The 25,719-nt window shown below is 58.0% G+C and carries 32 protein-coding genes; 17 read left to right on the top strand and 15 right to left on the bottom strand.

Translation table 11 applies throughout. The features are described 5' to 3' along the window. Window positions 1-31 precede the first annotated feature (31 nt). The 11 genes from NHF56_RS11495 to rnhA all read left to right on the top strand — a co-directional run bounded on the left by NHF56_RS11495 (window position 32) and on the right by rnhA (window position 6,887). On the top strand, window positions 32-577 hold the full coding sequence (locus NHF56_RS11495; RefSeq protein ID WP_252804986.1) for a cytochrome c oxidase assembly protein: 546 nt from the start codon (window positions 32-34) through the stop codon (window positions 575-577). Between the two features lie 62 nt (window positions 578-639). Continuing rightward, entirely contained in the window at window positions 640-1,515 is an 876-nt protein-coding gene (locus NHF56_RS11490) for a cytochrome c oxidase subunit 3 (protein ID WP_252804416.1), read from the top strand. Between the two features lie 65 nt (window positions 1,516-1,580). Continuing rightward, window positions 1,581-1,859, top strand: coding sequence for a GNAT family N-acetyltransferase (locus NHF56_RS11485; RefSeq protein WP_252804414.1), 279 nt, complete (start codon window positions 1,581-1,583; stop codon window positions 1,857-1,859). A 257-nt stretch (window positions 1,860-2,116) separates the two neighbouring features. Continuing rightward, complete coding sequence (locus NHF56_RS11480) at window positions 2,117-2,518, top strand: DUF983 domain-containing protein (RefSeq protein WP_252804412.1); 402 nt, start codon at window positions 2,117-2,119, stop codon at window positions 2,516-2,518. 4 nt (window positions 2,519-2,522) lie between these two features. Further along, window positions 2,523-3,263, top strand: a complete 741-nt coding sequence (locus NHF56_RS11475; RefSeq protein ID WP_252804984.1) for an SURF1 family protein — start codon at window positions 2,523-2,525, stop codon at window positions 3,261-3,263. Between the two features lie 9 nt (window positions 3,264-3,272). Next, entirely contained in the window at window positions 3,273-3,644 is a 372-nt protein-coding gene (locus NHF56_RS11470; RefSeq protein WP_252804410.1) for a DUF1304 domain-containing protein, read from the top strand. Window positions 3,645-3,667: 23 nt separating this feature from the next. Continuing rightward, window positions 3,668-4,669, top strand: a complete 1,002-nt coding sequence (gene ispH, locus NHF56_RS11465; RefSeq protein WP_252804408.1) for a 4-hydroxy-3-methylbut-2-enyl diphosphate reductase — start codon at window positions 3,668-3,670, stop codon at window positions 4,667-4,669. A 45-nt stretch (window positions 4,670-4,714) separates the two neighbouring features. Beyond that, on the top strand, window positions 4,715-4,903 hold the full coding sequence (locus NHF56_RS11460) for a type II toxin-antitoxin system HicA family toxin (protein WP_252804982.1): 189 nt from the start codon (window positions 4,715-4,717) through the stop codon (window positions 4,901-4,903). A 5-nt stretch (window positions 4,904-4,908) separates the two neighbouring features. Beyond that, window positions 4,909-5,346 (top strand): type II toxin-antitoxin system HicB family antitoxin, encoded by a 438-nt coding sequence (locus NHF56_RS11455; RefSeq protein ID WP_252804406.1) that lies wholly within the window; start codon window positions 4,909-4,911, stop codon window positions 5,344-5,346. A 72-nt stretch (window positions 5,347-5,418) separates the two neighbouring features. After that, window positions 5,419-6,384, top strand: a complete 966-nt coding sequence (locus tag NHF56_RS11450) for a homoserine kinase (RefSeq protein WP_252804404.1) — start codon at window positions 5,419-5,421, stop codon at window positions 6,382-6,384. Between the two features lie 62 nt (window positions 6,385-6,446). Beyond that, window positions 6,447-6,887: a ribonuclease HI gene (gene rnhA / locus NHF56_RS11445; RefSeq protein WP_252804403.1), complete on the top strand. Its 441-nt coding sequence runs from the start codon at window positions 6,447-6,449 to the stop codon at window positions 6,885-6,887. Window positions 6,888-6,909: 22 nt separating this feature from the next. On the opposite strand, the gene NHF56_RS11440 is transcribed toward rnhA, so the two are convergent. Further along, entirely contained in the window at window positions 6,910-7,512 is a 603-nt protein-coding gene (locus tag NHF56_RS11440) for a LysE/ArgO family amino acid transporter (protein WP_252804401.1), read from the bottom strand. A 91-nt stretch (window positions 7,513-7,603) separates the two neighbouring features. On the opposite strand from NHF56_RS11440, the gene NHF56_RS11435 reads away from it, so the two are divergent. After that, window positions 7,604-8,491, top strand: a complete 888-nt coding sequence (locus tag NHF56_RS11435; RefSeq protein ID WP_252804399.1) for a LysR family transcriptional regulator ArgP — start codon at window positions 7,604-7,606, stop codon at window positions 8,489-8,491. Between the two features lie 67 nt (window positions 8,492-8,558). On the opposite strand, the gene NHF56_RS11430 is transcribed toward NHF56_RS11435, so the two are convergent. Together NHF56_RS11430 and NHF56_RS11425 are read right to left on the bottom strand one after the other, a co-directional pair. After that, window positions 8,559-9,044, bottom strand: coding sequence for a peroxiredoxin (locus NHF56_RS11430; protein WP_252804396.1), 486 nt, complete (start codon window positions 9,042-9,044; stop codon window positions 8,559-8,561). Window positions 9,045-9,125: 81 nt separating this feature from the next. After that, window positions 9,126-9,989, bottom strand: a complete 864-nt coding sequence (locus NHF56_RS11425) for a protein-disulfide reductase DsbD domain-containing protein (RefSeq protein WP_252804394.1) — start codon at window positions 9,987-9,989, stop codon at window positions 9,126-9,128. Between the two features lie 165 nt (window positions 9,990-10,154). On the opposite strand from NHF56_RS11425, the gene NHF56_RS11420 reads away from it, so the two are divergent. Further along, a complete protein-coding gene (locus NHF56_RS11420) occupies window positions 10,155-10,745 on the top strand; it encodes a YqgE/AlgH family protein (RefSeq protein ID WP_252804392.1) in 591 nt (196 codons plus the stop codon). Window positions 10,746-10,756: 11 nt separating this feature from the next. Here the strand turns inward: NHF56_RS11420 and NHF56_RS11415 are convergent, their stop codons facing one another. From NHF56_RS11415 to thrC, 4 genes are read right to left on the bottom strand one after another with little or no spacing between them, the layout of a single operon-like run. Then, the gene (locus NHF56_RS11415; protein WP_373456275.1) at window positions 10,757-13,663 is read right to left on the bottom strand and encodes an EAL domain-containing protein; all 2,907 of its coding nucleotides are present in this window, start codon (window positions 13,661-13,663) and stop codon (window positions 10,757-10,759) included. Continuing rightward, complete coding sequence (locus NHF56_RS11410; protein ID WP_373456274.1) at window positions 13,663-14,277, bottom strand: GNAT family N-acetyltransferase; 615 nt, start codon at window positions 14,275-14,277, stop codon at window positions 13,663-13,665. The genes NHF56_RS11415 and NHF56_RS11410 overlap by 1 nt, the downstream gene beginning before the upstream one ends. 37 nt (window positions 14,278-14,314) lie before the next feature. After that, window positions 14,315-15,613, bottom strand: coding sequence for an insulinase family protein (locus NHF56_RS11405; RefSeq protein WP_252804976.1), 1,299 nt, complete (start codon window positions 15,611-15,613; stop codon window positions 14,315-14,317). Then, complete coding sequence (thrC, locus tag NHF56_RS11400; protein WP_252804388.1) at window positions 15,607-17,028, bottom strand: threonine synthase; 1,422 nt, start codon at window positions 17,026-17,028, stop codon at window positions 15,607-15,609. Before thrC ends, NHF56_RS11405 begins: the two co-directional genes overlap by 7 nt. Window positions 17,029-17,193: 165 nt before the next feature. Between thrC and NHF56_RS11395 the strand changes: the two genes are divergently transcribed. Continuing rightward, window positions 17,194-17,766, top strand: coding sequence for a hypothetical protein (locus NHF56_RS11395; RefSeq protein WP_252804386.1), 573 nt, complete (start codon window positions 17,194-17,196; stop codon window positions 17,764-17,766). A gap of 18 nt (window positions 17,767-17,784) precedes the next feature. Here the strand turns inward: NHF56_RS11395 and NHF56_RS11390 are convergent, their stop codons facing one another. Together NHF56_RS11390 and NHF56_RS11385 are read right to left on the bottom strand one after the other, a co-directional pair. Next, window positions 17,785-18,474 carry an HAD family hydrolase gene (locus tag NHF56_RS11390; protein WP_252804384.1) on the bottom strand — a complete coding sequence of 230 codons (690 nt, stop codon included), beginning with the start codon at window positions 18,472-18,474 and terminating at the stop codon, window positions 17,785-17,787. A gap of 78 nt (window positions 18,475-18,552) precedes the next feature. Further along, window positions 18,553-19,227, bottom strand: a complete 675-nt coding sequence (locus NHF56_RS11385; RefSeq protein WP_252804382.1) for a helix-turn-helix transcriptional regulator — start codon at window positions 19,225-19,227, stop codon at window positions 18,553-18,555. Between the two features lie 72 nt (window positions 19,228-19,299). Between NHF56_RS11385 and NHF56_RS11380 the strand changes: the two genes are divergently transcribed. Together NHF56_RS11380 and NHF56_RS11375 are read left to right on the top strand one after the other, a co-directional pair. Further along, window positions 19,300-19,629, top strand: a complete 330-nt coding sequence (locus NHF56_RS11380) for an NIPSNAP family protein (protein WP_252804380.1) — start codon at window positions 19,300-19,302, stop codon at window positions 19,627-19,629. Then, window positions 19,626-19,964, top strand: coding sequence for an antibiotic biosynthesis monooxygenase (locus NHF56_RS11375; protein WP_252804378.1), 339 nt, complete (start codon window positions 19,626-19,628; stop codon window positions 19,962-19,964). Before NHF56_RS11380 ends, NHF56_RS11375 begins: the two co-directional genes overlap by 4 nt. Here NHF56_RS11375 and NHF56_RS11370 read toward each other — a convergent pair. The 6 genes from NHF56_RS11370 to NHF56_RS11345 form a co-directional block, all read right to left on the bottom strand. Further along, window positions 19,957-20,676 carry a hypothetical protein gene (locus tag NHF56_RS11370; protein ID WP_252804376.1) on the bottom strand — a complete coding sequence of 240 codons (720 nt, stop codon included), beginning with the start codon at window positions 20,674-20,676 and terminating at the stop codon, window positions 19,957-19,959. The genes NHF56_RS11375 and NHF56_RS11370 overlap by 8 nt on opposite strands. A 225-nt stretch (window positions 20,677-20,901) precedes the next feature. Beyond that, entirely contained in the window at window positions 20,902-21,321 is a 420-nt protein-coding gene (locus NHF56_RS11365) for a DUF2442 domain-containing protein (RefSeq protein ID WP_252804374.1), read from the bottom strand. Next, window positions 21,308-21,556, bottom strand: a complete 249-nt coding sequence (locus tag NHF56_RS11360; protein WP_252804372.1) for a DUF4160 domain-containing protein — start codon at window positions 21,554-21,556, stop codon at window positions 21,308-21,310. Before NHF56_RS11360 ends, NHF56_RS11365 begins: the two co-directional genes overlap by 14 nt. Window positions 21,557-21,788: 232 nt before the next feature. Continuing rightward, window positions 21,789-22,541, bottom strand: coding sequence for an ABC transporter ATP-binding protein (locus NHF56_RS11355; protein ID WP_252804370.1), 753 nt, complete (start codon window positions 22,539-22,541; stop codon window positions 21,789-21,791). Beyond that, window positions 22,535-23,599 carry an iron ABC transporter permease gene (locus tag NHF56_RS11350; protein WP_252804368.1) on the bottom strand — a complete coding sequence of 355 codons (1,065 nt, stop codon included), beginning with the start codon at window positions 23,597-23,599 and terminating at the stop codon, window positions 22,535-22,537. The genes NHF56_RS11355 and NHF56_RS11350 overlap by 7 nt, the downstream gene beginning before the upstream one ends. A gap of 3 nt (window positions 23,600-23,602) precedes the next feature. Then, on the bottom strand, window positions 23,603-24,742 hold the full coding sequence (locus NHF56_RS11345; RefSeq protein WP_252804366.1) for an ABC transporter substrate-binding protein: 1,140 nt from the start codon (window positions 24,740-24,742) through the stop codon (window positions 23,603-23,605). Window positions 24,743-24,892: 150 nt separating this feature from the next. Here NHF56_RS11345 and NHF56_RS11340 point away from each other — a divergent pair, with 150 nt between their 5' ends. Next, entirely contained in the window at window positions 24,893-25,696 is an 804-nt protein-coding gene (locus NHF56_RS11340) for a class I SAM-dependent methyltransferase (protein ID WP_252804365.1), read from the top strand. The last annotated feature ends 23 nt before the right edge of the window (window positions 25,697-25,719 follow it).

Below are 25,719 nucleotides of genomic sequence, written 5' to 3'. Positions count from 1 at the left end.
AAAAGAGCGCAACAATGGCGCAATCGTCGCCATGTGCCTCGCCTTCGTGTTCGGCATGACAGGCATGGCCTATGCCGCCGTGCCGCTCTACAAGATTTTCTGCCAGGTAACCGGTTATGGTGGAACGACGCGCCAGGTGGAGCAGGCGTCGGACGTCATTCTCGACCGCACGATCAAGGTTCGTTTTGACGGCAATGTCGCCGACGGTCTGCCCTGGGACTTTCGCCCGGACCAGCGCGAAGTGGAACTGCGCATCGGCGAGACCAAGCAGGTCTATTTCCGCGCCAAGAACCTCTTCAACAAAGAGACAACAGGCCAGGCCACGTTCAACGTGACGCCGCAGGCCGCTGGTGCCTATTTCAACAAGATTCAATGCTTCTGCTTCACCGAGCAAACGCTGCAGCCGGGTGAAGAAAAGGAAATGGCCGTTTTGTTCTTTGTCGATCCCGACATCGTCAACGAGCCGGAAACCAAGAGCATCAATACACTCACGCTGTCCTACACCGTTTATCCGCATGAAAAGACGCAAGGCGTCGCTGCGGTTGACGACAAGCAGGCAGCAGGTCAGAAACTTTAACTTTACGGAGGCTTCCGTTTTGGGGCGGAAGCGGACGGGACTTAACATTCGGGGATACTGATATGGCCGAAGCGCATACAAAAAACCACGACTATCACATCATCGATCCGAGCCCATGGCCGCTGCTTGCCTCCATCGGTGCATTCGTCATGGCCATGGGCGGCGTTGCCTATATGCGCTACCTGTCGGGTGGCTCGTTTGAGCTTTTCGGCGCGGACCTTGCCAATCCTTGGCTGTTCTTCGTCGGTCTCGCGGTTGTGATCTTCACCTGCATCTGCTGGTGGGCCGACACGATCAAGGAAGCCCATGAGGGCCATCACACCCGCGTCGTGTCGCTGCACCTGCGCTACGGCATGATCATGTTCATCGCCTCGGAAGTGATGTTCTTTGCCGCCTGGTTCTGGGCTTTCTTCGATGCCAGCCTTTTCCCCGGTGAAGCCATTCAGGCAGCCCGCGCCGCCTATACCGGTGGTCAGTGGCCGCCGCAGGGTATCGAGGTTCTCGACCCCTGGCACCTGCCGCTCTACAACACCGTTATCCTGCTGCTCTCCGGCACCACGGTCACCTGGGCACACCATGCGTTGCTGCACAATGACCGCAAGGGCCTGATCTACGGCCTGACGCTGACGGTTCTCCTGGGCATCCTGTTCTCTTTCGTACAGGCTTACGAATATGCCCACGCACCCTTTGCCTTCAAGGATTCGATCTACGGCGCAACCTTCTTCATGGCGACCGGCTTCCATGGTTTCCACGTTCTGGTCGGCACGATCTTCCTGGCGGTCAACCTCTTCCGCGCCATGGCCGGTGACTTCACACCGAAGCAGCATTTCGGTTTCGAAGCTGCCGCCTGGTACTGGCACTTCGTTGACGTTGTCTGGCTGTTCCTCTTCTTCTCCATCTACATCTGGGGTGGTTGGGGCGCGCCGCTTGCGCACTGAGGCCAGATGAAGGGCTTCAATGGCGGTCGCACACGCGGCCGCCTTTTTCTTTTGGAATGGAACGCATGGATATCAGCGAAGAAAAATCCGAAAGCGGCGGTCGTTATATTGCCGTGGTTGACGGGCATGAAGCGGAAATGACCTATTCGCGCACTTCCGCAAAGCTGATCATCATCGATCACACCGGGGTGCCTGACGCGCTGCGCGGCAAGGGTGTCGGTCAGGCGCTGGCGCTCCACGCGGTGGAAGAGGCTCGCCGAGGCGGCTGGAAGATCATTCCGCTTTGCCCGTTTTTCAAGGCCCAGGCACAGCGCCATCCGGAATGGCGTGATGTCGTGCAGTAAAGCGCACTGGGCAAGATGACCGGGCCGACATCTCTTGCATGAAGGCCCGCCGGAGCTTTACGACTGCGTGTGCGCTAGAGCATAATTCGACCGGAGTGAAACGAGGATCGATCAAATTATGCTTTACAAAGAAACCGTTAGAGTGCCGACCTGATTCAATCAGGTCGAATGGCGCTCTAAAGAGTTTGGAATTCGGTTCCTTGGGGTGAAGACAATCCCCGTCTTCACGCGAGGGAACCTCAACAAGAGGTGATGCTATGAGTGACAATCAAGAGACAAACAAGGACACGGCGCTCTATCCGCCGATCGAACCCATTTCTGCCGGCATCAAAGGCAGATGCCCCCGCTGCGGGCAAGGCAAGCTCTTTAACGGTCTGCTGACTGTGAAGCCATCCTGCGCCAATTGCGGCCTGGACTATGGTTTCGAGGATTCAGGCGACGGGCCGGTCGTGTTCGTCTTGCTCATCATGGGTTTCCTGGTGATTGGTCTTGCCTTTTGGATGGAGGTGAATTTCCAACCGCCATTCTGGCTGCAAGCGCTCATCTGGCTCCCGGTGGCTGTCATCGGCGGTGTTGCCTTAACGCGGATGTTGAAAGGCGTTCTCATCACGCTGCAATTCGCCAACAAGGCCAAACAGGGAAAGCTTGATCGTGATTGACGCCATGCCGGCAAGCCGAAGCACGAGTGCTGTCAAAAAGGCTGTGACGGCCATCGTGCTGCTCGCGGTTCTGGCGGCATTGCTGTCGCTTGGCACGTGGCAGGTGCGCCGGCTCGCCTGGAAGGAGGCCCTGATCGCCGATGTCAACGCCCGCATCAAGGAGCAGCCGGTCAAGATCGGCGAGATCATTGGCGATCTGGCAGCCGGAACGCCCATTGAATATCGGCCCATGCAGGCAACCGGGGTCTTCCAGCATGATGCCGAACAGTTTTTTTTCGCGACCTATGAGGGACGCTCGGGCTTTTATGTCTATACGCCGCTGGCGCTGGTCGACGGGCAATATCTCTTCGTCAATCGTGGCTTCGTGCCATATGATCAGAAGGATCGCGACACGCGCCTTGAGGGGGAGGTTGAAGGGGAGGTCACCGTCACCGGGCTTGCGCGCACCCGTCTGGCCGAAAAGCCCTCCATGATGGTCCCGGATAACGATCCGGCCAAGAACATTTTTTATTGGAAAGATTTGAGCGCCATGGCGGCCAATGCCGGGCTGCCCTCGCAGAAGGTTCTGCAGTTTTTCCTGGATGCCGATGCCACGCCCAATCCCGGTGGACTTCCTGTGGGTGGCGTGACACAGATCGACTTTCCGAACAATCACCTGCAATATGCGATAACATGGTACGGCCTGGCCGCAGCACTTGTTGTCATCAGCGCCATTGTGTGGTGGCGTGGACAGAAGAAAGAATAGAGGACACAGATGGCTCTCGTTGCAAATGGTCTCGTGGCGTTGGTTGCGCTGCTTCACGCTTATTTCCTCTATCTGGAAATGTTTGCCTGGACGAAGCCGGCCGGCCTGAAAGCTTTTGGAAACACGCCCGCGCGCGCTGAGGAAACCAAGCTTATGGCGGCTAATCAAGGCCTTTATAATGGCTTTCTGGCGGCCGGGCTTATCTGGGGGCTTATCCATCCTGAGCCAGCCTTCGGGTTCCAGCTGCAGCTGTTTTTCCTCGGCTGCGTCATTGTTGCGGCGCTCTACGGTGCATGGTCGGTCAGCCGCAAAATTCTCTTCGTGCAGGGTGTTCCCGCAATCGTGGCTTTGATCGCGACGGTCGCTTTTGCCAGCCCGTGAATGCAATACAAGGAAAGAAAGCCGTGACGGCAAGCGCAAAAGATAAACTGACAATCAGACTCTGCGGCCCGCGCGGCTTTTGCGCCGGCGTTGACCGCGCCATCCAGATCGTCGTGTTGGCGCTCAAGCGCTTCGGCGCGCCGGTCTATGTGCGCCACGAAATCGTGCATAACCGCTTCGTCGTCGAAGGGCTGGAAGCCAAGGGCGCGATCTTCGTGGAAGAACTCGACGAGATTCCCGCCGAACATCGCGACCAGCCGGTCGTCTTTTCCGCCCATGGCGTCCCGAAATCCGTGCCGGCCGATGCAAGCGCTCGCAATCTGTTCTATCTCGACGCCACATGCCCGCTGGTTTCCAAGGTGCACAAACAGGCCATGCGCCACCAGCGCCGCGGCCGCCATGTCATCCTCATCGGCCATGAAGGTCACCCGGAAGTCATCGGCACGATGGGCCAGCTCCCCGAGGGCACCGTTTCACTGATCGAAACGGTCGAAGATGCTGAGAAATACAATCCCGCCGATCCCGACATGCTGGGTTATGTGACCCAGACCACGCTTTCGGTGGAAGACACCGCAGGCGTCATCGCCAAGCTGGAAGAGCGGTTCCCGAAGCTCGAAGCGCCCGCCGCCGACAGCATCTGCTATGCCACCACCAACCGGCAGGACGCGGTGAAGGAAGCAGCACCCGGCTGCGATCTCTTCCTCATCGTTGGCGCGCCGAACTCGTCCAATTCGCGGCGGCTTGTGGAGGTTGCCTTGAGGGCAGGGGCCAAGCGCTCGCTCCTCGTGCAGCGCGCCTCCGAAATTGATTGGGATTCGCTCGACGGCGTTTCCACGGTTGGCATCTCCGCCGGTGCCTCCGCCCCCGAGGTCATCGTCAACGAAATCATCGAAGCCTTCAAGACACGCTATGAGACGAAGGTGGAGCTTGCGGTGACGGCAGAAGAAAACGAGCACTTCCCGGTCAACCGCGAACTGCGCAGTGTAGAACTCACCGCAGCCGACATGGCTTTTGTGAACGGGTGAGCTACTCACATTGATCTATACACATAAAGTGTGTATATTTATCTCATGAAGAGCGCGGACGTCATATCAGCCCTCAGGGCCGACGGCTGGTATCAGGTCTCGGTCCGGGGCAGCCACGTTCAGTTCAAACACAACGAAAAGCCCGGTCGTGTGACAGTACCGCATCCCAAGCGGGACATTCCGATTGGGACGCTCAAGAGTATTGAGAAGCAGGCCGGGTTGAGATTGAGGTGATTGGGATGCGAAATTATATTGCGCTGATCCACAAGGAGGACGGGAGCGACTACGGTGTCTCTTTCCCTGACTTTCCCGGCGTTGTGACAGCAGGTACAGACCTTGACGATGCGCGCGCGATGGCGTCCGAGGCGCTGGCCTTTCATGTTGATGGCTTGATCGAAGACGGGGAAGCAATCCCCGAACCTTCAACCCTCGAAGCGGTGATGGCCGATATGGGAAACCGCGAGGCGGTTGCAGTGCTGATTCCATTGAAAACGGAAAGCAAGAAAGCCGTGCGTTTGAACATCACCTTGCCGGAAGATGTTTTGAACGATATCGACGCATTTGCAAATGCCCATGGTCTTTCGCGCTCGGGGTTTCTTGCCCAGGCGGCCAGGCGACAAATGCAGGCTGAAAACGAGACATTCACAGTTCAGCGGAATGCGACCGCCAACGGTTGATTTTCTCTCCGCTTTCTGGCCTCTGGAATTCAGCTGCTCAGCATAGAATCACAATACAGGCGGAACACTCCCTTGGCCGTTTACACCGATATCACCGAAGACGAACTTTCCGCCTTTCTGGCCGATTATGATGTCGGCACGCTCATGTCCTATCGCGGTATTGCCGAGGGCGTGGAAAATTCGAATTTCATGCTGCACACGACAGGCGGCCAGTTCATCCTGACGCTTTACGAAAAGCGGGTCGATCGCAACGACCTGCCGTTCTTTCTGGGACTGATGCAGCATCTGGCCGAGCGTGGTGTGAGCTGCCCGCTGCCGATTGCGCGCAATGACGGTGAATTGCTGGGTGAACTGTCGGGCCGACCTGCCGCCATGATTTCCTTTCTGGAAGGCATGTGGCCGCGCAAGCCCGAGCCCTGGCATTGCCGCGAAACAGGCAAGGCGATCGCCGAAATGCACATTGCCGGCGAAGGCTTTGCTCTGACCCGCCGCAACGCGCTGTCTGTCGATAGCTGGCGACCGCTGTGGGAGAAGTCGGTGGGCCGCGTTGGCGAACTGGATGCAGCGCTTTCCGGTGAGATTCCCGAACATCTTGATTTTCTCGAGACCAATTGGCCGACCAGCCTGCCGACCGGCGTCATCCATGCAGATGCTTTTCAGGACAATGTCTTTTTTCTGGAAAACAGCTTTTCCGGCCTGATCGACTTCTATTTCGCCTGCAATGATTTCCTGGCCTATGACGTCGCTATCCTGCTGAACGCCTGGTGCTTCGAAAAGGACGGCTCCTACAATGTCACCAAGGGCATGGCGCTTTTGGCGGGTTACCAGTCGGTGCGCCCGCTCAGCGCCAGCGAAATCGAGGCGCTGCCCATTCTGGCGCGTGGCGCGGCTTTGCGCTTTTTCCTTACCCGCCTTTACGACTGGCTGATGACCCCGCCGGGTGCGATGGTGACGAAAAAGGATCCGATTGAATATTTGAGGAAGCTGCGCTTTCACGCCCGCGTCAAAACTGCCGCCGAATATGGGCTGCAGGGCTAGGGTCCTGACCCTAAGCCCCGCTATCGCATCTGATCGCGCCAGAAGAGAAGAAAAGAACCCTTATGAAGCATGTTGATATTTTCACCGATGGTGCCTGCTCCGGCAATCCGGGTCCCGGAGGCTGGGGGGCCGTACTGCGCTATGGCGAGGTGGAAAAGGAAATGTGCGGCGGTGAGGCCGAAACCACCAACAACCGCATGGAACTGATGGCGGCCATTGAGGCGCTGGGTGCCCTCAAGAGTGCCTGTGAGGTCGATCTTTATACCGATAGCGTCTACGTGAAGGATGGGATCACCAAGTGGATCCATGGCTGGAAGAAAAACGGCTGGAAGAACGCGCAGAAAAAGCCGGTGAAAAACGCCGAACTCTGGCAGGCGCTGGATGAGGCGCAAAAGCGCCACAAGGTGAACCTGCATTGGGTTAAGGGCCATGCAGGCCATCCAGAAAACGAACGCGCCGATGAACTGGCGCGCAAGGGTATGGAGCCCTTCAAGAGGCGCTGAAGACCCGCGCTCCGCCGCGTCTTCAAGCGGTCAGGAGCCGCGCGGCAATAGCCCACATGATCAAGCCGATAAACGCATCCAGCACGCGCCACGCACCGGGTTTTGAAAGCAGCGGGCGAAGCAGCCGCGCGCCGTAACCGAGCGAAAAGAAGAAGGCGAATGATGCGGTGACCGCACCGAGACCGAAGAAGACTTCGCGGCCCGGAAAGCGGGTGGATAGTGCACCGAGAAACACGACCGTATCAAGATAGACATGCGGGTTGAGCCAGGTAAAGGCAAGGCAGATGGCCACTGCCTTCTTCAGCGGCAGGCTGGGCATGTCAGAAGGTGCAAGTCCCGCCTCGGTCGTCCAGGCCGCGCGCAAACTGGTAAACCCGTAGACAACCAGAAACGCCACGCCGCCATAAAGCAGCACGGGTTCAAGCCAGGGCAGGCGGTCGATCACCACACCAAAGCCAGCCACACCGGCGCTCACCAGAAGCGCGTCGGAGATTGCACAGATCATCACCAGCACAAACACATGCTCGCCGCGCAAGCCTTGCCGCAAGACAAAGGCATTCTGCGCGCCGATGGCGACAATCAGACCAAGCCCGGTCACGAGACCGGAAAAATAGGCGGCAAACATAGGTTCTCCAAAAACGTTGCTCGCCCTTTTGTCGGTTTTCTTTTATTAAGTCGAATTAAAGAAGATAATTGAGATTAAGGAAAACTAATTCATGCTCGATTATGGCGCGCTCGCAGCTCTCGCAGCAGTGATCCGCGAAGGAACCTTTGAAAAAGCCGCCGCTGCACTTCATGTCACGCCCTCTGCAATTTCCCAGCGGGTGAAGCTTCTGGAAGAGCGTGTGGGCGCGGTGCTGGTGCGGCGCGGCCAGCCCTGCGAGGCGACGGAAGAAGGCCAGCATCTGTGCCGTCATTTTGAAAGCGTGATGCTGATGGAAAAGGCGCTCGGCACCGAATTGCCGGATATGCCCGGTGATGACGGACCCGTCACCATCCCCATCGCCGTCAATGCCGACAGCCTGGATTCCTGGTTCATCCAGGCGGTGAGCGAACATGTCCGTGAAACCGGCATTCTCATTGATTTCAAGGTCGACGATCAGGACCACACCGCTGAATGGCTTCGCCGGGGCGAGGTGCTGGCTGCCGTCACCGCGGTGGAAAAACCGGTACAGGGCTGCCGCGTTCTGGCACTCGGCAAGCTCTCTTACCGCGCAACGGCGAGCAATGCGTTCATAGCACGCCATTTTGCAGGCGGGGTGACGGCTGAGGCACTTTCAAAAGCACCATCGCTCACCTTCAACCGCAAGGACCGTCTGCAGAGCGCCTGGGTGGAGCATCACCTTGGCCACGATATTGCACGCCCCAACCACTGGCTGCCCTCCTCGCAAGGCTTCGTTACCGCCTGCCTCGCAGGCATCGGCTGGGGCCTCAACCCGGTTCAGTTGGTGGAGGCGCATCTTCGCACAGGCGCGCTCTGTGAGCTCGTACCCGATACGAGGATAGAAACCCCGCTTTACTGGCAGGTAAGCCGGCGCGCGGCCCCGCTACTGGAGAGGCTGACGCGCAGCGTGGTGGCTTCGGGCAGGGAGTGGCTTGCCTGAGTTGACGCCAAAAAGAAAGACGGCCCGCCAAGGGCGAGCCGTCGATCATTGGTTTGGGCGAAGTGCCTTAAAGCGCTTCCAGCATGGCGGCTGCGGATGAAACCGTTGCTTGGCCGGGATTGTCTTCCACGTTGACAAATTTGACGGTGCCGTCTTCCACCAGCATGGAGAAGCGGGTGGAACGGACGCCGAGCCCACCGGCGGAAAGGTCGCGCTCAAGGCCGAGCGCCTTGACGAATTCCGCATCCCAGTCGCACAGAAAACGGATCTTGCCGACGGCGTTGGTGGATTTTGCCCAGGCACCCATGACGAAATGGTCGTTCACAGACACAACGGCGATATCGTCCACGCCTTTGGCAAGCAGCGCATCGCGATTTTCCACATAGCCCGGCACGTGGTTCATCGAGCATGTCGGCGTAAATGCGCCGGGCAGGCCGAAAAGCACCACTTTCTTGCCGGCGAAGAAGTCTTCTGTCGAAATCTTGGCGGGGCCGTCGCTGGTCGACTCCATAATGGTTAATGATGGAATTTTTTCTCCGGGTGCAATTGTCATGGCGGGACTCTCCTTGATTGTTTGCGGCGAGCATAAGCAAGTCGCGCGGAACTGCAAAGTGCTATTGTGTCGCCTTGGCTGTCAGGGAAGCTGAATGTCCGTTTCCATGGCGCGCATGCCCGCTTTCACAAGAACCCCGATTGTCTGACCGGAAAGTGTCGCATCTTTGGCGAGATAATTAGGCTCGAGCGCCACGGTGACCCTTCCGTCTTTTTCCTCGGTCAAAACGCCCGGCTTGAAGGCCTGTGCACCCAGATGAGCGAAGACGTCGATTGCATCCGCGTTCACCCCGGACGGCAGTTGAATGGTTGCGGTCAGTTGCCGCTTGTCGGCGGACAGTGTGTGTTCAACAACCGAGAAATCCGCGCTGGGCGCTTCCGGCAGGAGCGCGCGGGCCGCTTTGATAAGGGCGGCCTCATTGGCCGCAGGCTTGGTCTCGCTCGAAAGTGAAACGGCCAGTTCAGCCTGGAAGGGAACGCAGATATCCGCACACACACCCACAAATGCACTGAGCTTCAGGGTCGATGACGCGCCTTTGATCGGCTGTGTCAGCTCAAGCGGAAAACGCACCGTCGATGTGTATCCAAAATCGCTGAGATTGCCATAGCGGATGATCTCTGGCGCTGGATAACGGATGTTGGAAAGCGTGAGGTTGCGGCTGCCATCAACGCTGATTTCGGGCGGAATGCCGCCATTGCCGGGTGCCCGCCAATAGGTGTGCCAGCCCTCATCCGGCACGATTTCCAAGATGGCCTCCACAATGCCGTCACTGTCCGGCGGAAGGGCGACCACACGCATGCGCCCGCCGGTCGTTTCCGCCCATGCGCTTGCTGCAGCCTGGACCGCTTGCGGCAGAGCCGGCGCCAGCAGAACGGCCGCAAGACAAAGGCGAATAGAACGGCGCGGGTTGAATGAAATGTGCAATTTTGATGATCTCATTGTCATGGCAAGAACAGATATCCCAACGTCATATGGCGCGCGATACACAAGTTGCAAAAGAAATTTCAATTTTATTTGAAGGGTTTGCCTGAGCGTTCAAAAAAAAACGGCTCCCGCACTTTTCATTTCCTTGCGAGTTGGTACGCTGTTTTTATGCGTGAACTCTTGGGAATGCGGAAAAATCAGAAGTCTGGATTCCTTGACGGTCAGTTCCTGATCGCCATGCCATCCATGCTGGACTCGAATTTCAATCGCACCGTCATCTATATTTGTGCCCATACCAACGAAGGCGCAATGGGTTTTATACTCAATCGTGCGCGTGATGTCAGCTTTCCCGAAATCCTCGGTCACTTGAGTATTTCCGGCTTGGGTGAGGCAAACGACTATTGCGATGGCGTTGCCGATTTCCCGATTCTGGATGGTGGCCCGGTCGATGCGGGCAGAGGGTTCGTGCTGCATTCGGATGATTATGCCGGCGGCGACACGATGCCGCTTTCCGAGGAAATGAACCTCACTGCCACGCAGGATATCATTCGGGCCATCGCAAAGGGCAAAGGTCCGCGGCGCTCGGCCATGTTCCTCGGTTACGCCGGATGGCGCAAAGGCCAGCTGGAGGATGAAATCGCGCAGAATGCCTGGCTCACATGCCCGGCCAACGAGGCGCTGATTTTCGACAAGGACCTCAATGGCAAATATGAGCGCGCCATGGGGCTGATGGGCATTTGCACCCAGCATCTTTCGGCCGAAGCAGGCCACGCCTGAAGCTTTGCGCCTCACGCGGCCTTGGTCAAAGTCTCTTTCAAAAGTTGCTGCAACGTGGCTGCCGTCAGCGGTGGGCCGAGATAGTGGCTCTGCCCGTATTCGACGCCGAATGACGACAGTTCTGCAATTTCGTCTTCGGTTTCGATCCCTTCGGCCACAACATTCATGCCGAGATCGCCGATCATCGTCGCCACTGATTTCAGAAGCTTATGTCCGCGTTCATCATTGCCGGTCACCAGCGAACGGTCGAGCTTGACCGTGCTGAAGGGCAGATCGGTAAGATAGCCGAGCGCAGAATAGCCAGTTCCAAAATCATCAAGCGAGAGCCGGAAGCCCGCTTCGCGCAGCTTGTTCAGCATCTGCCGCGAGCGCTCGGGGTTTTCCATCACCAGCGTTTCGGTCAGTTCCAGTGCAAAATTGTCTGCTGAACAGCCGCTGCGGGCAAGAACCGCCTGAAAGTCGTCATAGAGTTCCTTGTTGATCAACTGCGCGCTCGACAGATTGACCGACACGAAAATGGGAAGCTCGCCCAGATTGTTGCGCCAAGTTGAAAGATCGGCGGCAGCGCGATCGAGTGCAAACATGCCGATCTGGTTGATCAGCCCGTTCTTCTCCGCAATCGGGATGAACTGTGAGGGCGGAATTTCCCCGAGGCGGGGATGGTCCCAGCGCATGAGTGCTTCCGCACCGGCAATCGAGCGGTCTTCAAGGCGGAAAATCGGCTGATACACCATGGAGAGCTGACGCCGGTCGATCGCGCGGCGCAGGTCGGCTTCGATCTGCAGGTGGTCGGAGGTGTTGGTCCTGAAGGCCGGGCGGAACGGCTCCACGCGGTCGCCGCCGCCGCGCTTGCCGCGATAAAGCGCAAGCTCCGCATCGCTGATCATGCCCGCCGCATCCTGGTTCTGATCGACCCAGGACACCAGCCCGGCAGAGGCGGTCAGATTGATTTCCTCCCCGCCATAATCGATCGGAACCTTGATGGCCTGCAAAACCGCATCGGCAAAATCGGCGACCCGCTGCGGCTCGGTTTCCGATGTCAGGATCAGGCCGAACTGGTCGCCGGCGATGCGTGCCAGCGTATCCTTCGTTTTTAAAAGCCGCTGCAAACGCCGCGTCAGCACGATCAGAATATTGTCGCCCGCCATGATGCCCAGCCGATCGTTCACCGAAATGAAACGGTCAAGCCCGATGAGCATGACTGTGGGTGCCGCGCGCGGATTGTCCCGCGCCTGGTTGATCGCCGATTGCAGGCGGTCGATAAAGAGTTCGCGGTTGGGAAGTCCGGTCAGGTTGTCGTGCACCGAATTGTGCAGAAGACGTTCCATTGCCGTCTTTTCGTCGGTCACGTCGCAAAGCGTGCCGACACAGCGGATCACTTCGCCGTTGGCGCCCAGAACAGGCCGTGCGCGCACGCGCAGCCAATGGTAATGTCCATCGCGGGCGCGGATCCGGAATTCATGGTCCAGGCGTCCTTTGCGATGTTCCAGCAGAACCTCCATCGTCGCGCGGAATCGGTCCTGGTCATCGGGATGCATGGGTGAAAGCCAGGTGCGCACCGCACCATTCAGCGTTCCCGGCGAAAGCCCGAGCCTGGTGGCGATATCCGGCATGGTCACGACCCGGTCCCGCGAGACATCCCAATCCCAGATGGTTTCGCCGGAGCCGGTGAGCGCCAGCGACTGGCGTTCGAGATCGGAAAACAGACCATGCTGAAACCCGCCACCGGAAAAGGCATGCTGCATCACCGTAAAGCCGATCATCAGCACGATAAGAACGAGACCGCCGGTCAGCGCCGGCTGCACAATATCGTTGTCGATACGGCCGGTGACGGTCAGCCAGGCTGCAATCAGCCACCCGATGATCAGCGCCCATGATGGCATCAGCAGAACCGCGCGGTCATATCGCTGCGTGGTCAGATAGGCAATGGCGGCAACACCGGCAATGGCAGTCAGCGCGAAGGATATGCGGGCAATGCCGGCAGCCACCGAAGGATCGAAAATCGAGCCCGCCGCCAGCAGGCCAAGGCAGCTTATCCATGCAAACGTGACATAGCCGAGATGCGTGTGCCAGCGGTTGAGATTGAGATAGGTGAAGAGGAAGAGCACAAGGCTGACTGCCATGGTGACTTCCGTCCCCGCCCGCCATATGCGCTGGTCGGCCGGACTCATGCCGATAAGCTTTTCCAGAAAGCCGAAATCGACGCAGACATAACCGAGAACGGCCCAGGCAAGCGCCGCCGCAGCCGGCAGCATGGCCGTACCGCGCACCACGAAGAGGATGGTCAGAATAACCGACAAAAGACCGGCAATGCCCAGCACGATACCATGATAGAGCGTGAAGGCATTGACAGTATCCTTATAGGCCTCCGGTTCCCACAGATAGAGCTGCGGCAGGTCCGGTGTCGCCAGTTCCGCAACAAAGGTTACGACCGAGCCGGGGTTCAGTGTGATCTGGAAAACATCGGCCTCGTTGCTTGGCTGGCGTTCAAGCGAAAACCCCTCGCTCGGCGTGATGGCTATGATGCGCCGCGACCCGAGATCGGGCCAGAAGAGGCGCGATTTGGCGAGACGGAAATGCGGTGCAACGATTAGCCGGTCAAGCTGCTGGTCGGATACGTTGGCCAGTGAAAAAACCGCCCAGTCGCCGTGGTGGTCGTCAGAGGAGGCACGCACCTCGATACGCCGCACAATCCCGTCGGCACCGGCTGCGGTGGAAACCTGAAAGGCATTGCCCTGGTTCAGATAGATTTCGGTGGTTTTGGTCAGATCGAGCGCGGTGTCTTCTGCTGTAATCTTCACCGGCTCGGCGCTCAGTGCTGCTTGTGTCCACAAAAGCGCAAAAAGCACCGCCAGCAGAGCGGCGATAACCATGCCGGAAAGGGCGGCAGGGCGTCTGACCGTATCGATGCGTTCCATTAAGCTTTGTTGTCCTTTTTCAGCATCTTGTATTCGCTCGCCAACAGCGACAACAGCACGTGATCGCGCCATCGGCCATTGATCTTCAAATATTCCCTGAGGGCTCCTTCGCGCTGAAAACCGGCTTTTTCGAGGAGGGCCAGGCTACGTTCGTTATCCGGAATACAGGCTGCCTCGATACGGTGCAACTGCAGCCGCTCGAAGATATGGTGGATGACGAGCGTAAGAGAGGCCCGCATATGCCCCTGTCCGGCATATTGTTCACCCATCCAATAGCCGATCATGCAGCATTGTGCCGCACCTCTGCGAATCTGGCCAATGGTGATGCCGCCCAAAAGCGCGCCTTCCTGCTTTGAGAAGATAAAAAGCGGAATGGCGCTGCCGTTGGAATATTCGTGTTCGTTGCGTTCAATGCGCAGCCTGAAGGCCTGCCTGGTGAGGTCGTCAGGACCCCAGGAAGGTTCCCATGGCTGCAAATGATTGTAGCTGGCCTCACGCACAGCCTTCCATTCGGGAAAATCCGAGATTTGCGGCAGCCGGAGTATGTGCCCCGCACCGCTGATGATCGGAGTGGATGCGCGCCGCGCCCAGAAACGGAACATCGAAACCGCCACCCCCAAATGTCTTCAACCGCCCCGTTGCACAGGGTCTTCAAGCGGTAATCGGAGCTGCAAACCCGCCATGGCTGAGCGATGCAGCGATCTCTTTCAACGGAACCAGGTTCTCCAGCGGACCAACAGCAGAGAGCGTCGGCTTGGCGTCGAAGAACAGACGCCCGGCAAGGTCCGTCAGCCGCTCGGGCGTAATGCCCGCCAGCCGATCCATCATTTCCGAGTTTGAAATGGGACGGCCATACAGCATCATCTGGCGGGCAATCTGTCCGGCGCGCGCCGCAGGGCTTTCCTGCGCCATCAGAAGCTGGGCACGGATTTGCGAGCGCGCACGCTCGATTTCGCTGTCGTCGATATGGTCGGACACTTTGCGCAGTTCCTGCAGGATCACCGGCACCAGCTCGGGCAGGTCTTCCGTTCCGGTTGCCGCGTGAATGCCGAAGACGCCGGTATCGGAAAAGCCCCAATGGAAGGCATAGACCGAATAACAGAGGCCACGATGCTCGCGCACCTCCTGAAACAGCCGCGAGGACATACCGCCGCCCAGTACATTGGCGAGAATCTGCGAGGCATAAAAGTCGCGCACATGATAGGCACGGCCTTCAAAACCGAGAAGGAACTGAGCGTCCATCAGGTCGCGCGTCAGCCGGAATTCGCCGCCCGTGTAGCGCGCCGGCTGGGCGACCACGCTCAAATTCGGCTTGCGCGGAATGGAGGCGAAGCGCTCTTCAACCTGCTTGACGATGCTATCGTGATCGACCGCTCCCGCTGCCACGATGAATATGCGGTCGGTGGTGTAGTTGCGCGCCAGATACGCGCGGATCTGGTCCGGCGTGAAGGACTTCACCGTTTCCGGCGTTCCGAGAATGGGCCGTCCAATGGTCTGGTCGCGATAGGCGGTTGCGGCAAAACTGTCGAAAACCACATCGTCCGGCGTGTCGTTCGCCGCCCCGATTTCCTGCAGGATAACGTGTTTTTCGCGCTCCAGCTCGCCCTCGTCGAAGGCCGACTCTGTCAGGATATCAGCCAGAATATCGATGGCCAGCGGCACATCGTCTTTCAGGATACGCGCATAATACGAGGTCGATTCCGTGGATGTGGCGGCGTTGACCTCGCCGCCCACATTTTCGATTTCCTCGGCAATTTGCCGCGCTGTCCGATTTTTTGTGCCTTTGAAGGCCATATGCTCCAGAAGATGGGCAATGCCGTGTTCGCTTGCCTGTTCATCGCGTGAGCCGGATTTGACCCACACGCCAAGCGCGACACTTTCCAGATGCGGCATATGTTCCGTGACAACGGTCAGTCCCGACGCAAGTTCGGTACGCTCAACTTTCATGATGCCTCTTTCTGCGCTTCGCCTGCAACAATACGCGCATGATCGTTGATGAATTGTTCAACGACTTCAAGCTGAGGCTGCAGAATATCAAAGCGCTCCTCCCGTTCCATCAAACCAGCAAGCCACGTTGGAAGCGCCGGGTCAATACCGCTTGCAGATTTTACTGCGGCGGGGAACTTGGCAGGATGGGCAGTGGACAGCACCACCATGGGCGACGCGCTGCGCGTGTTGCGACCGGCAACATGAAGGGCAACGGCGGTGTGCGGATCGATGAGGTATCCGGTGTCGGCAAGCGTTGACGCGATCTGTTTTGCCACGTCGTCTTCGCTGGCGCGTGCTGCTCTGAAGGTCTTGCGGATCGTCTTCAGCGTCTTTTCGTCGATATCGAATGCGCCCGACTGTTTCAGCCGGTTCATCGCCTTGCGAACCTCGCCCGCATCCCGGTCGGAGGCTTCGAACAAAAGCCGTTCGAAATTCGAGGAAATCTGGATATCCATGGACGGCGAAGTGGTGGCCGTTACGCCCTGCATTTCATAACGCCCGGTTTCCAGCGCGCGCGCCAGAATGTCGTTTTCATTGGTCGCCACCACCAGACGGTCGATCGGCAGTCCCATTTTCATCGCCACATAGGCTGCAAAAATGTCGCCGAAGTTACCCGTCGGCACCGTGAAGGAAACCTTGCGAGCCGGCGCGCCAAGCGACAGCGCTGCGGTGAAATAATAAACTGTCTGCGCCATGATGCGCGCCCAGTTGATCGAGTTGACGCCGGAAAGCTTGACCTTATCGCGGAAGGCGACATGGCCGAACATTTCCTTCACAAGGTTCTGGCAGTCGTCGAAATTGCCCTGCACGGCCAATGCATGAACGTTGGATGCAGTGGAGGTCGTCATCTGGTGCTGCTGCACCGGCGACACCTTGCCTTCGGGAAAGAGAATGAAAATATCGGTGCGCTCGCGGCCTGCAAAGGCATCAATGGCAGCGCCGCCGGTATCGCCCGAGGTTGCGCCAACGATTGTGGCCCGCTGGCCCCGTTCGGCCAGCACATGGTCCATCAGGCGGGCAAGCAATTGCATCGCCACATCCTTGAAGGCGAGCGTTGGTCCATGGAAAAGCTCGAGGATAAAGGTGTTTGCGTCAGTCTGCACCAATGGCGTCACGGCGTCATGGCGAAAGGTGCCATAGGCTTCGGCAATCATCGCCTTCAGCGCATCATCGTCGATTTCACCGTCAACGAACCGGGAAATCACTGTGAATGCGATGTCCTGATAGGATTTGCCGCGCATGGCGCGGATGTCTTTCTTGGAAAATTCCGGCCACTTCTTAGGCAGATAAAGCCCGCCATCTGCGGCAAGGCCTGCAAGCAGCGCATCGCGAAAGCCGAGTTCAGGGGCCTCGCCACGGGTGGAGATATATTTCACGGTCAGATGTCCTTCCTCAACGGGTTTGGTTTGGTTATCCCCGCCGGCGGCGAAAATTTTCGCCACTCATCGCTTTTTTTTCTAACCGCTGCTATAGACCATCGGCGACGGCCATGAAAAGGGCCAGTTTTCATTCTTTAAGACAGGAAAACCCGGGAATTCTTGATGAGCGTGTCTGGTTTGTTCAATCGTAAAGTCCGTGGCCTTGTCGGAGCATCGCTTCTTGCTGTTCTGGCGGCGTGTACATCGACCGATACCAAAGGCGTTCTCGGCAGCGCTGCCGAAGATCAGACGCAACAGCTGGTCATCCAGGGCAAATGCCCGCAGATCGAGTTGCGTGAAGGCACGGCCTATCACCGTCAATATGCCCGCGGCGCACGCAAGATGGCCGATGGACAAATGGATCCTGAAAAGCTGATCTATCAGGCCGCCATCGCCGACACCACCCGTGCCTGCCGCATGTCCGATCAGGAAGGTCTCGTCATCACCGTTCAGGCGCAGGGTCGCCTGGTTCTCGGGCCGCAGGGCAAGCCCGGCAGCTACAAAGTGCCGATCCGTATAGCCGTTGCCGACGACAAATCCGTGCTCTACTCTCAGCTCGTCGAGCTTGAAGTGCAGGTTCCTGCAGGCCAGCTTTCCAACCAGTTCCTGTTTGAAAAGAATGATGTGGCAATCCCCGGCGGTGCCGGCGAATTCGCCAAGGTCTATATCGGCTTCGACGACGGCGCGAAGAAATAGGGCTTTGAAAGCCGGGGTTCAGGCAATCCCGGCCCATTCTGACAGCGCGCCAATCACCGGCGGCAGATCGACCATGCGGGAAATCACCGTTTCAGCACCTGCCTCGGTCAGCTTGTCGGAGTGCGATGGGTATGTGTGCGAACCGCCGGTAAAGCCGATCACGCGCATACCTGCACTGCGGGCACCTTCTATGCCGTGCACGGAATCTTCAATCACGATCACATTCTGCGGCTTGACGTTCATTTCTTCGGCAGCATGGAGAAAGATGTCCGGCTTCGGCTTCACGCGGTCGGCACCCAGATCCTTGGCCGAATAGACATGCGGATCGAAATAGGGTTTCAGCCCGGTCTTTGTCAGCATCATGTCCAGCCGCTGCGAGGACGAATTGGAGCAGATGCAGCGCGGCTGCGTGAGGCGCGAAAGCGCAAACTTGACGCCTTCAATATCGCGCACATCGCGGGCAAGCCGCTGATCAAGCAAGGCTTCCGATTTATCGAGCAGCGAGGCGGACAGCGGAATATCGGCTTCGGCTTCGATGGCCATGAGAATGTTCTTCCAGGTCATGCCGGAAAACCGCTCGCCCATTTCCTCGGCGCTGATCGTGTAACCGGCATCGCGCAAAAGCTTTGATTCCACCTGTGCTGCAATGATCTCGCTATCGACAAGCACGCCATCGCAATCGAAGATAATCAGGTCAAAGCCGCTCATAATTTTCACATCTGCTTTTGAAATCGGGGAGGAATGAGCCGCCTGCTACACCAAAACATGACGATGGGCAAGGAAAGCTCAAACGCCGAAGAGTTCGGCAAAGCGCCTTTCGCCGGTCGACGTAAAGGCTATCACCCGGCTTTCGGGCATGCGCCGGGCATAGCCCTTGTCGAGAAGCAGATCGAGCAGGCTTGCTCCAAGCGCGCCGGCGAGATGCGACCGCCGCTCGCTCCAGTCCAGGCAGGACCGGCAAAGCGGACGCCGAAGCTTGCGCAGTCCTCCAATGTCGATGCCCAATCCCTCCAGCCAGTTTTCGCCCGACGGCGTGACATCAACCGCATCACCGTCTTCGCAGATAAACCGCCGCGCCTTCAGGTTTTCGAACATCTGCACACCATAGTCGCCTGCCATATGGTCATAGCAGATGCGCGCCTTCCTCAGCGCCGGGTCTTTCGGGCCTAGCAGCCGCTTTTGCTGCGTTTCCGCTGAAAAGCGGAAAAGGCCTTCCAGAAGTTCGCCGGCCGGTTCGGTGAGCGCGAAATATTTGTGTCGCCCCTGTTTGCGGACGATCACGAAGCGGCCAGCCTCCAGTCGCGCCAGATGGCTACTGGCAGTCTGCTGGGTGATGCCTGCGGCAGCGGAAAGCTCACTGGCGGTGAGCGCACGCCCATCCATCAGCGCAACAAGCATGTTTGCACGCGCCGGATCGCCAACCAAGGCTGCAGTTTGGGATATGTCGGGGCCTTCCTTCATGGTTCGATATTAATCGAAGCATTCCTGTTTACGCAAGGCCTATAAGCGGATTGCAGAAAAAAGGAACACAACATGATCACCTGTTTTATCCGCTATGAAATCGACCCGTTTAAAAGCGCGCAATTTGCCGAATATGCGCGCGTTTGGGGACAAGCAATTCCGCAATGCGGCGCAGACCTGATTGGCTATTTCGCGCCGCATGAAGGTTCGGCAACCATAGCTTATGGTGTCTACAATATCGACAGTCTTGCAGCTTACGAGCGCTACCGGGCCGACTTGGCAGCCTCCAAACTGGGGCGCGAAAACTACGAATTTGCCGCCCGAGAACGCTTTATCCTGAAAGAGGAACGGATATTCCTCAAAAACGTCTCCAAGCCGCATGCGGAGTGGATAAAGCCATGATTGCCGTCATTTTCGAAGTCGAGCCCGCCGAAGGCATGAAGGATATTTATCTGCAGATGGCCGCTGAACTCGTCGAATATCTGAAACAGGTGGATGGCTTTATCAGTATCGAACGGTTCCAGTCGCTCACCAGCGGCGGCAAACTTCTGTCACTATCATTCTGGCGGGATGAGGAGGCAGTTTCGGCATGGCGCAATGAGATGCATCACCGCGAGGCGCAGATGGCGGGGCGCAAGTCCGTCTTCAGCGGCTATCGCCTGCGCGTTGCGCATGTGATGCGCGACTACGGTTTGCATGAGCGGACACAGGCGCCGTCGGACGCCTTGCTCATCTGATTGCCAACTTTGCCAAACGCTCATAATGCGGCAGGGCGGCATCCAGCAACGGCCTGAGATGGTCGGGAACATCCGGCAAAACACCCTCTGGCGGGGCAAAGCCTGTGCTCTTCCAGACCTCCGGATACCAGTGCGCAGCCCAGGTCCCGTCTTGTGCATGGCCACCTGCCGGCCATGAGAGCATGCCTTCATTATAAGGCATGCCGATCGCCACGCAGAGCTTTTCCAGCATATCGGCAGGGTTTTGCCGAATGTCGGTCGAATCGATCACCACTGGTGGTTTGCCCTGTGCGGCGGAAATTTCATCAAATAGCTGTGCCTGGCTTTCAAAACCAATGTCGTCGAGCGTCGGGTTCTCGCGCTTCTTGGCATAGCTCACGATCACGCGCGCCGGGTGGCGGATCAGAAACACATTGGTGACGCCGGCAATCCAGTCGCGCGGAATGCCCTTCACCATGTGGTGCGGCATGTGTTTTTGATAGAAAAACGCCTTGCCGTCCGGTATCGGCCCAAGGCACCGTTCGGCAACCTTCTGCGGATCGGTTTCCTCCGCGGCCAATATGTCCGCCCGCATCGGATCGTCGCGTCCCGAAGCCACCAGAAACGGGGCATAAAAAGGCTCATCCCATACCGCACAGTCAGCCCGCGCGCCAAAGGAATACATCATCGCGGTTGAGAGGTTTCGAGGTCCCGACCACATGGCAATCCGCATCCCTCACAATCCTTTCCGTCAGGTTTTTTCGAATGATCGGAGCAGCTTGGCGGGATCCTTCTGCAAATACAATTATGGATTAAGTCGGACTTCGTTTTGCAGTCGCCTTATCCAAAGGAGATTTTCCATGGAAATATTGTCTTCGCTGCCTCAAACGTTTCACGCTAAAGGCTCAAAGTTGCTGAAACTCAGGACGACATCACCAACGTTTGACGTTGATGCTGTCTAAAGCCCGCCGCCAGCCACCTTGCGCGGTCTCCCGCCTTTGCGGCCGTTCTCGCGCGCGGCTGCCGCTTTGCTACGCGATTTGGCTTGGCCCCCCGTTGCGCCGAGTTGTGCAGCCATCCAGCGCTTGGAACCGAAAACACCCTGCAGAAGCGCAGGCACATAGACATCGGCGTCGAGTTTCGGCCAATGGAGGCCAAGACCGGCGGGGCTAACCTCAATTTCGGCAAGCTCCTCCGGAGAGGCGTCGGCAAGTCCTTCCGCCAACCGTGAAGGGAAAGCGATCTGCACGCCGGTATTCAAGTTGACCACAACGCGGGACGACCGGCGATCATAGCGCGCGGACACGGCGAACCCGTTCTCTCGCAAGGCGGCCATCCGCTTTTCGGCCTGTTGTACTTCCTGCTCAGTAATGGTCATGAAACTTTCTCCATTCCGTACAGAGGGTTGCCAATGCGCTGGCCAGGTCGCTTACGATCCGGCTCAATTCGCGCGTGTTGAAACCGTAGCTCTCCCGAAGTGCCGGCGGACCTTCCGGGCAATTCAGAATGAAAACGGCTTCACCGACCGCTCCCTTGACATGAACATGCGCGGGACGATGATCGTTGGGGTAAATGACCACGCGCAGGCCATCAAAGCGCAAGACAGTCGGCATGTGGAAAGTATATCAAAACCCAAGCGCTTGGGAAAGATGATTTATCGCGAAGCGACAATTGTGATGTGCATCAGAAGACGGGAGTTTGAATGTGCTGCTAAACCCACTCTCGCCGGAGCATGTGATAGGCAAAACGCGACATTCCGCCGTGCGGCCGGTCCAGCCGAGCGTAAGGGACCTATCGAGAAGGGCAGCGCCAATGACCGCCAAGGTGCGGCTGCGGCCGTCTCCTTCAGGCAGCCTCGTCCACGATCACGAAAGGCACACCGCGCGAGCAACGCTCGATACGCGCATCCACACGGTAGACGCTGCGCAGAAGCTCTGCCGTAATGACCTCGTTTGACGGGCCGGATGCGATCAACCGCCCGGCTTCGATGACCATCGTGTTCTCACAATAGCGCAGAGCGTGGTTCAGGTCGTGAATGGCAATCAGCACGCCCATGCCGTCGCGCGCGGCAAGCCGCTTCATGAACTGCAGAACTTCCAATTGCCGATGCATGTCGAGCGCCGAGGTCGGCTCGTCCATCAACAGAATTTCCGGCTTTCGCACCAGCGCCTGCGCAATCGACACCAACTGCCGCTGTCCGCCGGAGAGTTCGCCCAGATCGCGGAAAGCCAGAGGCGTGATGTTGAGATCGTGCAAGATGCGGTCGATCATCCGCAGATCGTCGTCCTTGACCTTCCATGCGGCATTCTGCCGGGAAGCCAGAAGAATGGATTCATAAACAGTCAGAACGGCATTCGCACCAGTGTCCTGCGGCATGTAGCAGATGGCGTTTTCGCCTTTGACACTGTCGCTGAGGGTGACGGTTCCAGGCCCCTTCAGAAGCCCGGCAATACGCTTGAAGAGCGTGGATTTTCCAGCAGCATTGGGGCCGATGATGGCGGTCAGTTCACCGCCCTTCAAGAGCCCCGTCGTCACATCGGCGACAACAGTTTCGCCGCCATAACGGGCGCCGAGATTTTCAAGCGACAAACCTACCATGCCCGCCTCCTGTTGGTGAAAATGAGCGTGAAGAAGAAGGGGACGCCAACCAGCGCGGTGATGACGCCGATGGGCAGGATCGCACCGGGCAGAATGATCTTCGAGACCACGGATGTGGCCGACAGCATCAAGGCCCCGCAAAGCACGGAGGCAGGCATGAAGAAACGCTGATCTTCACCCACCAGCATGCGCGCGATGTGCGGACCGACGAGACCGACAAAACCAATCGTACCCACAAAGGACACTGGAATGGCGGCCAGCAGCGAAACGACCAGTAGTGTCTGCAGGCGCAGCTTGCGGATGTTGACGCCGAAGCTCGCGGCCTTGTCGTCACCAAGCCGCAATGCGGTCAGCGCCCAGGCCTGACGGGCAAAAAGCGGAATGCTGATGATGAGCACCGCAGCCGTAATCCAGACCTTCGGCCATGTGGCCTTGGTGAGCGAACCCATGGTCCAGAAGACCACGGCCGCAAGCGCCTGTTCGGAGGCAAGGTATTGCAGCAGCGAAAGCAGCGCGTTGAATGTGAACACCAGTGCAATGCCGAGCAGCACGATGGTTTCCGACGTCACTCCGCGAAATGTCGAAACACCATAAATCAAGAGCGATGCGCCCATGGCCATGATGAAGGCGTTGAACGGGATCATATATTCCACGGCAGCCGGGAAAATGGCGATGCCGGCAACCAGGCCCATGGCCGCGCCAAAGCCGGCAGCGGCGGAAACGCCGAGCGTGAAGGGGCTGGCAAGCGGATTGCCGAGAATGGTCTGCATCTGTGCACCGGCCAGCGAAAGCGAACCGCCGACGGTGAGCGCAATCAAGGCGATCGGCATGCGGATGTCCCAGATCACCACGCGCAACTGCAGATCGGCGCTAGAGGGTGACCAGATGGCCGAGAGCACCTGGCCGAGAGAGTAACGCGCCGGACCAAGCGCCAGATCGAGTGCGAATGTCAGACAGAGCGCTGCCACAAGGCAAACGACAAGGGCAATGCGACGTGCGGCAAGGGCGCGGTATTGACCGCGCCCTGCCTCGATTTGAATGGTATCCGTGGAGGTCATCTGTTACCCGCCGACGCTCAGCGACGCGAAGTATCCCGGCTTGTAGTCGACCGGCAGGAAGCGGTCATGCAGTTCCTTGAATGATGCGTCGGGATCCAGATCCTTGAACAGTTCCGGATGCAGCCACTTGGCGATCTGCTGAACGGCCACGAACTGGTAGGGGCTGTTGTAGAACTGGTGCCAGATGGCGTGAACATTACCGTCCTTGACCGCCTTGACGCCGGTGAATGCCGGGCGCTCCATCAGAACCTTCAGCTTTGCTGCGGACTGCTCTTCGTCAGCACCGGGGCCGACGCCGACCCACTTGCCGCCAGGCACATAGCCTTCCCAGTTGGCGCCTGTGACAATCACCTGATCAGGGTTGCTGGCGATAATCTGTTCCGGGTTGACCGTGCCGAACGTGCCGGGAATGATGTCCTTGGCCATGTTGATGCCACCGGCCATTTCCACCATCTTGCCGAAGTTCTCATCACCAAAAGACATGCAGCAATCATCGGAATAACCGCCAGCGCGCTCCATGAAGACGACCGGGCGCTTCAGATCGGCCTGTGCGGCAACAACATCGGTCACCCGGGCAAGCTGCTCTGCGCGAAACTGAATGAACTCTTCTGCGCGTTCTTCCTTGCCGAACAGTTTTCCAACGATGCGCATGGACGGTTCGGTGTTTTCAAACGCCTTGTCGCGGAAGTCGATGTAAACCAGCGGGATTCCGACCTTGGCGAGCTTTTCGATATAGCCGCCTTCCTCGGTCGCGGTCTTGGAATCGATGTTCATGATGATGACGTCTGGATGCAGCGCCACGGCCTGCTCCACATCGAATGTGCCATCCTTCATGCCGCCGAACGTCGGCAGACTGTCCATCTGCGGGAACTTTTTCAGATATTCGTTGTAACCGTCGAGATCGGCTTTCTTGAAGTCGTCACGCCATCCGACAACGCGGCCAAACGGGTCTTCCGTGTCGAGCGCGGCCACGAAATAGATCTGACGGCCTTCACCGAGGATAACGTGCTCCACCGGCACGTTCACCTCGACTTCGCGACCGGTGATGTCGGTGATCTTCACCGTCTCGCCCGCAAACGCCGCGCTGGAAAAAAGCACAAGCGAAACCGAGGCGGCAGTTGCCACCTTTTTGAAAATATTCATCTTTTTAGCCCCACATATCGATTGCCTCTTGCGGCAGTCGATCTTTCTTGACATTAGAACTCCACAAATCGTCTAGTTTTCTTGATTAGACCAGTCAAGAATTATCTTTTAGAAAGATTCCAGACCGGAAAAGGCCGGAAAAGGTGTGCCATGAACGATACCGCGACGCTTTCGAACTTTGATCTGCGTGATGAAATCAAGGCCTATTGGTCAGCCCGTGCCGAAACGTTCGACACCCAGCCGGGACACGAGATTTTTTCCGAAGACGAGCGCGCCGCATGGCACTGTCTTATCTTAAAGCATCTGGGCGAGGGTGAAGGCCGGGCCGCACTCGATCTCGCCTCAGGCACGGGCGTGGTGTCGCATCTTCTGGATGACCTCGGCTTTCGGGTCACCGGCATGGACTGGTCCGAGCAGATGCTGGAGCGCGCCAGGGAGAAAGCGCGCACGCGTGGACGCTCCATTCGTTTCGTGATGGGTGACGCGGAAAACACGATGGAACCAGATGACAGTTATGACGTCATCACCAACCGCCATCTTGTCTGGACATTGGTCGATCCCAAAGCTGCATTCGTCGAGTGGCACCGCGTCCTCAAGCCCGGCGGCAAGGTTCTGATTGTGGATGGTGATTTCGTAAATGTCTCACCGCTGACCCAGTTCTTGAAGCGGCTGGCCACCGCCGCAGGGCGCATCGGTCTCATCAAGGATGCGCGTCATGGCGCAGCTTCGCCGGAGATGGCCGAGACCCACAACCGCATTCTCTCCCAGGTCTATTTTTCCGAGGGCGCACGCGCAGAGGCAGTCGTCGACCTGTTGCGCGCCGCCGGCTTTGCCAAGGTGACGGTGGACAAGGATATGCGCGCCATTCACCGGGCGCAGAAGAAGAATTTCAGTTTCTTCAAGGGATTGGAACGGGCAACGCAGCACCGTTATGCGATCTGCGCGGAAAAATAGTCGATCGTTGCTGGAGCGCTGTG

The sequence above is a fragment of the Rhizobium sp. L1K21 genome (genome assembly GCF_024055895.1).
Lineage (GTDB): Bacteria > Pseudomonadota > Alphaproteobacteria > Rhizobiales > Rhizobiaceae > Ensifer_A.
The sequence above is the reverse complement of the archived record's forward strand: the minus strand, read 5'-3'. Positions and strand labels throughout refer to the sequence as shown.

Coding starts and splice junctions, on each gene's coding strand:
- NHF56_RS11435 (WP_252804399.1), top strand. CDS start 7,604: ATGCTCGATTATGGCGCGCTCGCAGCTCTCGCAGCAGTGATCCGCGAA.
- NHF56_RS11340 (WP_252804365.1), top strand. CDS start 24,893: ATGAACGATACCGCGACGCTTTCGAACTTTGATCTGCGTGATGAAATC.
- NHF56_RS11355 (WP_252804370.1), bottom strand. CDS start 22,541: ATGGTAGGTTTGTCGCTTGAAAATCTCGGCGCCCGTTATGGCGGCGAA.
- NHF56_RS11390 (WP_252804384.1), bottom strand. CDS start 18,474: ATGAGCGGCTTTGACCTGATTATCTTCGATTGCGATGGCGTGCTTGTC.
- NHF56_RS11375 (WP_252804378.1), top strand. CDS start 19,626: ATGATTGCCGTCATTTTCGAAGTCGAGCCCGCCGAAGGCATGAAGGAT.
- NHF56_RS11430 (WP_252804396.1), bottom strand. CDS start 9,044: ATGACAATTGCACCCGGAGAAAAAATTCCATCATTAACCATTATGGAG.
- NHF56_RS11485 (WP_252804414.1), top strand. CDS start 1,581: ATGGATATCAGCGAAGAAAAATCCGAAAGCGGCGGTCGTTATATTGCC.
- NHF56_RS11360 (WP_252804372.1), bottom strand. CDS start 21,556: ATGCCGACTGTCTTGCGCTTTGATGGCCTGCGCGTGGTCATTTACCCC.
- NHF56_RS11385 (WP_252804382.1), bottom strand. CDS start 19,227: ATGAAGGAAGGCCCCGACATATCCCAAACTGCAGCCTTGGTTGGCGAT.
- NHF56_RS11455 (WP_252804406.1), top strand. CDS start 4,909: ATGCGAAATTATATTGCGCTGATCCACAAGGAGGACGGGAGCGACTAC.
- NHF56_RS11480 (WP_252804412.1), top strand. CDS start 2,117: ATGAGTGACAATCAAGAGACAAACAAGGACACGGCGCTCTATCCGCCG.
- NHF56_RS11440 (WP_252804401.1), bottom strand. CDS start 7,512: ATGTTTGCCGCCTATTTTTCCGGTCTCGTGACCGGGCTTGGTCTGATT.
- NHF56_RS11475 (WP_252804984.1), top strand. CDS start 2,523: ATGCCGGCAAGCCGAAGCACGAGTGCTGTCAAAAAGGCTGTGACGGCC.
- NHF56_RS11370 (WP_252804376.1), bottom strand. CDS start 20,676: ATGCGGATTGCCATGTGGTCGGGACCTCGAAACCTCTCAACCGCGATG.
- NHF56_RS11350 (WP_252804368.1), bottom strand. CDS start 23,599: ATGACCTCCACGGATACCATTCAAATCGAGGCAGGGCGCGGTCAATAC.
- NHF56_RS11395 (WP_252804386.1), top strand. CDS start 17,194: ATGAGCGTGTCTGGTTTGTTCAATCGTAAAGTCCGTGGCCTTGTCGGA.
- NHF56_RS11420 (WP_252804392.1), top strand. CDS start 10,155: ATGCGGAAAAATCAGAAGTCTGGATTCCTTGACGGTCAGTTCCTGATC.
- NHF56_RS11495 (WP_252804986.1), top strand. CDS start 32: ATGTGCCTCGCCTTCGTGTTCGGCATGACAGGCATGGCCTATGCCGCC.
- NHF56_RS11345 (WP_252804366.1), bottom strand. CDS start 24,742: ATGAATATTTTCAAAAAGGTGGCAACTGCCGCCTCGGTTTCGCTTGTG.
- NHF56_RS11415 (WP_373456275.1), bottom strand. CDS start 13,663: ATGGAACGCATCGATACGGTCAGACGCCCTGCCGCCCTTTCCGGCATG.
- NHF56_RS11470 (WP_252804410.1), top strand. CDS start 3,273: ATGGCTCTCGTTGCAAATGGTCTCGTGGCGTTGGTTGCGCTGCTTCAC.
- NHF56_RS11425 (WP_252804394.1), bottom strand. CDS start 9,989: ATGACAATGAGATCATCAAAATTGCACATTTCATTCAACCCGCGCCGT.
- NHF56_RS11380 (WP_252804380.1), top strand. CDS start 19,300: ATGATCACCTGTTTTATCCGCTATGAAATCGACCCGTTTAAAAGCGCG.
- NHF56_RS11365 (WP_252804374.1), bottom strand. CDS start 21,321: ATGACCATTACTGAGCAGGAAGTACAACAGGCCGAAAAGCGGATGGCC.
- rnhA (WP_252804403.1), top strand. CDS start 6,447: ATGAAGCATGTTGATATTTTCACCGATGGTGCCTGCTCCGGCAATCCG.
- NHF56_RS11460 (WP_252804982.1), top strand. CDS start 4,715: ATGAAGAGCGCGGACGTCATATCAGCCCTCAGGGCCGACGGCTGGTAT.
- NHF56_RS11490 (WP_252804416.1), top strand. CDS start 640: ATGGCCGAAGCGCATACAAAAAACCACGACTATCACATCATCGATCCG.